The sequence below is a fragment of the Methylobacterium sp. CCH5-D2 genome (genome assembly GCF_001556475.1).
Lineage (GTDB): Bacteria > Pseudomonadota > Alphaproteobacteria > Rhizobiales > Beijerinckiaceae > Methylobacterium > Methylobacterium hispanicum.
This window is the reverse complement of the sequence record NZ_LSIX01000509.1, coordinates 1-602: the sequence shown is the minus strand read 5'-3', so window position 1 is coordinate 602 and position 602 is coordinate 1. Positions and strand designations below refer to the sequence as shown.

General features: G+C 72.4%; 1 protein-coding gene. It reads left to right on the top strand.

Translation table 11 applies throughout. From position 1 onward, the window contains the following. The coding region (locus AX737_RS13045) for a cation diffusion facilitator family transporter (RefSeq protein ID WP_156453687.1) at positions 1-602 on the top strand (602 nt) is incomplete at both ends.

Below are 602 nucleotides of genomic sequence, written 5' to 3'. Positions count from 1 at the left end.
CCCGCCGGCACAGCCATGGTCATGGACACGGGCATGGGCACAGCCACGGCGGCGCAGGGCAGGGGCATGGGCATGGGCATGGGCATGGACACGTCCACGCCCCGGCGAGCTTCGGCACCGCCTTCGCGCTCGGCATCGGGCTGAACACCGCCTTCGTGCTGATCGAGGCCGGCTACGGCTGGGCCAGCAATTCCATGTCGCTCGTGGCCGATGCCGGCCACAACCTCTCGGACGTGCTCGGCCTCGCGGTCGCCTGGACGGCCTCGGTGCTGGTGCGGCGGCGCCCGAGCGCGCGCTTCACCTACGGCCTGCGCGGCTCCTCGATCCTGGCCGCCCTGTTCAACGGGGTGTTCCTGCTGGTCGCGGTCGGGGCCATCCTCTGGGAGGCGGCTTGGCGCCTCGTCCATCCCGAGCCCGTGGCCGGCGTGACCGTGATGGTGGTGGCGGGCATCGGCATCCTGATCAACGGCTTCACCGCCTGGCTCTTCGCGGCGGGCGCGAAGGGCGACATCAACATCCGCGGCGCCTTCCTGCACATGGCGGCCGACGCCGCGGTCTCGGCCGGCGTCGTGCTGGCGGGCCTCGCGATCTGGCTCACGGGC